Consider the following 5,550-nt stretch of genomic DNA (forward strand, 5'->3'; position numbering starts at 1 on the left):
GGTGGTGGACCGCCACGCCCGGGCCCAGGATGCGGCCGGCCGCGCCGAGGCGGCCCGCGAGCACGACGGTCACGGAGTCGGTGTCCACGGGCGGGCGTTGCTCGACGTGGACGCCGGGCGGCAGCGTCTCGACGGTCAGGCCGGCACGTACGGACGGCCGGTGCCGCGGGTCGACCGGGCGCTGGAGGGCGGGCGCGGTACGGGGGACGGCGGCGGGGACGAGAATCACGTGGATTGCCTCCGAATTCGGTGGGCGGACGAACGGCGTTGGGGTCAGGGGCGGTTGTGGCGCGCGTGACGGCGTTCGGCACGGCGGCGGGCGAGGCTCGCGCGTGTCACTGCGGTGTGGCGGGACACGGCGAGGGTGAGGCAAAGGAGTTCTGCACCGAGCGGTCCGGCTTCGAGGTGGAGCGTGCGCCCGCGCGGGGCCAGGAGGAGATCGCCGTCCGAGGCCAAGTGGTCGGGCTCGTCGGTCCGTTGGCCGACGGTGGCGGCGCCGCGCAGGACGTGGAGCACGGTCTCGGCGTCGGCGCGTCCCGGCAGGACGTGGTGGGCGCCGGGGCTCAGGCGCAGGTGGTCGAAGGACTCGCAGGCGCTGGTGAGCATGGAGCGGCGGGCGAGGCAGCGGATGCGGACGCGTTCGCCGGCCGGGCCGAGGATGACGGCGGCGGAGGCCGTCGCGGCGGAGACGATCACCGGGGTTCGCCTTCTTTCGGGGCTTCGGCGGGGTACGGGACGGCGAGGACGGCGTGGAAGTACTCCATCCCGGCGGTGCCGGCCGTGAGGACGGTCCGGGAGCCGATCGGGAGGGTGAGCGCGGTGCCCTCGACGAGGGGAATGCCGGCGTCGGGGGCCGCGGCGGCATCGAGAGCGGCGGCATCGGGGGCGGAGGCCAGGCCGGAGCCGGCGGTGACGTAGAGCATGTGCTCGACGGTGTCGGCGGTCACCTCGGCGCCGTGGCCCGGGTCGAGCCACTGCAGGCCGACGCCGCGCAGCGGTCCGGCGAGCAGGTGGCCGGGGTCGACGGCGCCGCGTCGGCGCAGGTCGGTGAGGACGGTGCCCGGCATCTCGGGGCTCCTTCGGGTCGCGGCGGGCTCCGGCGGCTCGCCTTTGACCGCTACCGTCCGCCGCCCGCCATCCCGGCCACACGGGGGCTGGGTCCCGTCCGGTTCCCGTCCCGCTCCCGGGCTGGGAGTAGGACGGGGGCGGGACGCGGCGGGACGGGACGGGACGGCGGGACGGGACTGCCCGACGTACCGTGGAACACGGAGGCTGCGCGATGCACGTCACCGGTTCCCACTTCACCGACCGCACCGACGCCGGCCGCCGCCTGGCCGCCCGCCTGGGGCACCTGGGCGGCTCCGGGACCGTCGTCGTCGCCCTGCCGCGCGGCGGGGTGCCCGTCGCCGCCGAGGTCGCGGCGGCGCTCGGCGCGCCCCTGGACATCTGCGTGATCCGCAAGCTCGGCGTCCCGTACCAGCCCGAACTCGGCATGGGCGCGATCGGCGAGGGCGGCGTCCGCGTCCTGAACGACGAGGTGATGCGTCTCGGCGGGATCACCCCCGACCAACTGGCCGACGTGGAGCGGCACGAGCGCGCCGAGCTGGAGCGCCGCGCCCGCCGCTACCGGGGCAACCGCCCGCCCGCGGACCTGCACGGCCGGACGGTCGTCGTCGTCGACGACGGCATCGCCACCGGCTCCACCGCCCGCGCCGCCTGCCGGATCGTCCGCGCCCGCGGCGCCGCCCGCGTGGTGCTCGCCGTCCCCGTGGCGCCCCGGGACTGGACGGACCGCCTGGCCGACGTCGCCGACGAACTGGTCTGCGTCGCCACCCCGTCCCCGTTCTTCGCGATCGGCGAGTTCTACGGCGACTTCTCCCAGACCGGCGACGACGAGGTCCTGGCCCTGCTCGCCGAGGCCCACGGCGAGCGACCGCCCGCGCCCGTCGCCGTCGACCGCGAGGTGGAGCTCTCCGCCGACGGCGCCCGCCTACCCGGCCACCTGACCGTCCCCGCCGACGCCCGCGGCATCGTCGTCTTCGCGCACGGCAGCGGCAGCAGCCGCCACAGCCCCCGCAACCGGCACGTCGCCCGCCACCTCAACCGGGACGGCCTGGCGACCCTGCTCTTCGACCTGCTCACCGAGGCCGAGGAACCGGACCGGCGCAAGGTTTTCGACGTCGGCCTGCTGGGCTCCCGCCTGACCGCCGTCGCCGGGCAGCTGCCCGCCCTCGACGCGACCCGGGCCCTGCCCCTCGGCCTGTTCGGCGCGAGCACCGGCGCCGCCGCCGCACTGCACACCGCCGCCGACCTCGGGTCCGCCGTCGGCGCGGTGGTCTCCCGCGGCGGCCGTCCCGATCTGGCCGGGCCGGACGCCCTGGGCCGGGTCACCGCCCCCACCCTGCTCGTCGTCGGCGCCCTCGACGGCACCGTGATCGACCTCAACCGGCGGGCGCGGGCCCGGCTGCGCTGCGAGAGTGAACTCGCGGTGGTCCCCCGCGCGGGCCACCTGTTCGAGGAACCGGGCACGTTGGACCAGGTCGCGGGGCTGGCCGGGGACTGGTTCCGGCACCACCTCCGTGCGCCGGGTGACCCTCCGACCACGTGACGCAGACTTCGCGAATCGACCCTGATCAGCAGCACATATTGCGCAGCCGAACGCGGGATTTCCTGATCAGCTTGTACACATTGAACAGTGAAAAACCGACCTGTTGCCCAACCCCCCGGACAGGAGCAAGCTCTCCGCTCAGCCGCACCGCCCACCCCCATAGCGGCGCGGCCGCCTCAAGCGGACGCCTCAGAGCCGAGGCCCAAAATGGAGGAAGACCGATGACCCCGCAGACCCACGCCCTTGAGCTGACCCCCGAGGAGCGCGAGGCCGGTCTCGACGCCGACCAGCTGCGCCGCCTCGTCGGCCTCGTCGAGCACGACCCGGCCACCGACCCGTTCCCCGTGACCGCCCAGGACGCGGTCGTGTTCGTGGTCGGCAACGCCACTCAGACGGCGCAGTTCTACCAGGCCGTGTTCGGCATGGAGCTGGTCGCCTACTCCGGCCCGGAGACCGGTCGCCGCGACCGCAAGGCCTTCGTGCTCCGCTCCGGCTCGTGCCGCTTCGTGATCAAGGGCGGCGTCCAGCCGGACAGCCCGCTGCTGGACCACCACCGCCGCCACGGCGACGGCGTCGTCGACCTGGCCCTGGAGGTGCCGGACGTCGACAAGTGCATCGAGCACGCCCGCGCCACCGGCGCCACCGTGCTGGAGGAGCCGAACGACGTCTCGGACGAGAACGGCACCGTGCGCCGCGCCGCGATCGCCACCTACGGCGAGACCCGGCACACCCTGATCGACCGCTCCCGCTACCACGGCCCGTACCTGCCGGGCTACGTCGTCGCGCAGAGCAAGGTCAAGCACCCGGAGGGCTCGCCGAAGCGGCTGTTCCAGGCGCTGGACCACGCGGTCGGCAACGTCGAGCTCGGCAAGATGGACGAGTGGGTCTCGTTCTACAACCGGGTCATGGGCTTCGTGAACATGGCCGAGTTCGTCGGCGACGACATCGCCACCGACTACTCCGCGCTGATGTCGAAGGTCGTCGCGAGCGGCAACCACCGGGTGAAGTTCCCGCTGAACGAGCCGGCGATCGCCAAGAAGAAGTCGCAGATCGACGAGTACCTCGAGTTCTACACCGGTCCGGGCTGCCAGCACATGGCGCTCGCCACCAACGACATCCTCACCACGGTCGACATCCTGCGGGCGCGCGGCGTGGAGTTCCTCAACACCCCGGACGCGTACTACGACGACCCGGAGCTGCGCGCCCGGATCGGCCACGTGCGCGTGCCGATCGAGGAGCTGAAGAAGCGCGGCATCCTGGTCGACCGGGACGAGGACGGCTACCTGCTGCAGATCTTCACCAAGCCGATCGGCGACCGCCCCACCGTGTTCTACGAGTTCATCGAGCGCCACGGTTCGCTCGGCTTCGGCAAGGGCAACTTCAAGGCGCTGTTCGAGTCCATCGAGCGCGAGCAGGAGGCCCGCGGCAACCTGTAAGGGTCGCGGAACTCTGAACACGGTCGACGTACCGTGAGCACGAGCGGCTGAACACGGTCGAGGAGGAGCAGGGAGATGGCGTACTACCGGCAGCTGGGCAGCATCCCGCCCAAGCGGCACACGCAGCACCGCACACCCGAAGGCGGGCTGTACTACGAGGAGTTGATGGGCGAGGAGGGGTTCTCCTCCGATTCCTCGCTGCTCTACCACCGCGGCATCCCGTCCGCCGTGGTGAACGCGGTGCCGTGGGAGCTGCCGGACCAGTCCACGGTGCCCAACCATCCCCTGCTCCCCCGCCACCTGAAGCTCCACGAGCTGTTCGCCGGCCAGGAGTGGAAGGCCGCGGACGTGGTGGGCAGCCGCCGCCTGATCCTCGGCAACGGCGACGTGCGGATCTCGTACGTCGCGGCCGGGGCCCCGAGCGAGCTGTACCGCAACGGGCTCGGCGACGAGTGCGTGTACGTCGAGTCCGGCTCCGGCACGGTGGAGACGGTCTTCGGCGCGCTGGAGGTCGGCCCGGGCGACTACGTGATCATCCCGCGGGCGACCACGCACCGCTGGGTGCCCTCCGGGGACGAGCCGCTGCGGGCGTACTGCATCGAGGCGAACAGTCACATCACGCCGGTCAAGCGCTACCTCTCCAAGTACGGGCAGCTGCTGGAGCACGCGCCGTACTGCGAGCGGGACTTCCGCGGGCCGGTCGGGCCGCTGGTGGTCGACACCCCCGGGGACGTCGACGTGCTGGTCAAGCACCGCGGCCCGAACGGGATCTCGGGCACCCGCTACACCGTGCCGCACCACCCGTTCGACGTGGTGGGCTGGGACGGCTGCCTGTACCCGTACGTCTTCAACATCCGGGACTTCGAGCCGATCACCGGGCGGATCCACCAGCCGCCGCCGGCCCACCAGGTGTTCGAGGGCAACAACTTCGTGATCTGCAACTTCGTTCCCCGCAAGGTGGATTACCACCCGCTGTCGATCCCGGTGCCGTACTACCACGCGAACGTGGACAGCGACGAGGTCATGTTCTACTGCGGCGGCGACTACGCGGCGCGCAAGGGCTCGGGCATCGGCCAGGGGTCGATCTCGCTGCACCCGGGCGGGCACACCCACGGCCCGCAGCCGGGCGCGTACGAGCGCAGCATCGGCGCGGAGTTCTTCGACGAACTCGCGGTCATGGTGGACACGTTCCGTCCGCTGGAGCTGGGCGAGGGCGGCCGGGCGAGCGAGGACGCCAACTACGCGTGGACGTGGTCCGGCCGGGGGCCCGGGCGATGAGCGCCGCAGGATCCGCGATCCCGGACCTGTTCCGCGGGCTCTTCGACGACGCGGCGGTGTTCCCGCCGGGGAACCTGCCGGTCGTCGAGGCGGTGCCCGCGCACCGCGCCCACCGTACGGCCTGGTACGCCGACGCGGTCGGCCCGTTCCTGTGCGGGGCGGGCCGGTTGGGCGAGCTGGCCGCGGTCCTGAACGGCACCGCGCAGCGCAGGCACCAGAAGAAGGGCA

The 5,550-nt window shown here is 72.9% G+C and carries 6 protein-coding genes and 1 pseudogene; 4 read left to right on the top strand and 3 right to left on the bottom strand.

Features of this window, described 5'->3' with window-relative positions; all coding sequences use genetic code 11:
* The 3 genes from AB0O00_RS28005 to AB0O00_RS28015 all read right to left on the bottom strand — a co-directional run.
* On the bottom strand, window positions 1–229 hold a 229-nt coding region (locus tag AB0O00_RS28005), incomplete at its 3' end, for a hypothetical protein (RefSeq protein ID WP_363656356.1).
* 44 nt (window positions 230–273) lie between these two features.
* Window positions 274–696 (bottom strand): hypothetical protein, encoded by a 423-nt coding sequence (locus tag AB0O00_RS28010; protein WP_363656358.1) that lies wholly within the window; start codon window positions 694–696, stop codon window positions 274–276.
* Window positions 693–1,067, bottom strand: coding sequence for a hypothetical protein (locus AB0O00_RS28015; protein WP_363656359.1), 375 nt, complete (start codon window positions 1,065–1,067; stop codon window positions 693–695). The genes AB0O00_RS28010 and AB0O00_RS28015 overlap by 4 nt, the downstream gene beginning before the upstream one ends.
* Window positions 1,068–1,279: 212 nt before the next feature.
* Here AB0O00_RS28015 and AB0O00_RS28020 point away from each other — a divergent pair, with 212 nt between their 5' ends.
* From AB0O00_RS28020 to AB0O00_RS28035, 4 genes and pseudogenes are all read left to right on the top strand, one after another.
* Window positions 1,280–2,608, top strand: coding sequence for a phosphoribosyltransferase family protein (locus AB0O00_RS28020; protein ID WP_363656361.1), 1,329 nt, complete (start codon window positions 1,280–1,282; stop codon window positions 2,606–2,608).
* A gap of 221 nt (window positions 2,609–2,829) precedes the next feature.
* Window positions 2,830–4,044: a 4-hydroxyphenylpyruvate dioxygenase gene (gene hppD, locus AB0O00_RS28025; protein ID WP_363656363.1), complete on the top strand. Its 1,215-nt coding sequence runs from the start codon at window positions 2,830–2,832 to the stop codon at window positions 4,042–4,044.
* 75 nt (window positions 4,045–4,119) lie between these two features.
* Window positions 4,120–5,322, top strand: a complete 1,203-nt coding sequence (locus AB0O00_RS28030) for a cupin domain-containing protein (RefSeq protein WP_363656365.1) — start codon at window positions 4,120–4,122, stop codon at window positions 5,320–5,322.
* A pseudogene (locus AB0O00_RS28035) lies at window positions 5,319–5,550 on the top strand (hypothetical protein); the annotation flags it as partial. The gene AB0O00_RS28030 and the pseudogene AB0O00_RS28035, both read left to right, overlap by 4 nt.

Source organism: Kitasatospora sp. NPDC093558, assembly GCF_040683475.1.
In the GTDB taxonomy this organism is placed as follows: Bacteria; Actinomycetota; Actinomycetes; order Streptomycetales; family Streptomycetaceae; genus Kitasatospora.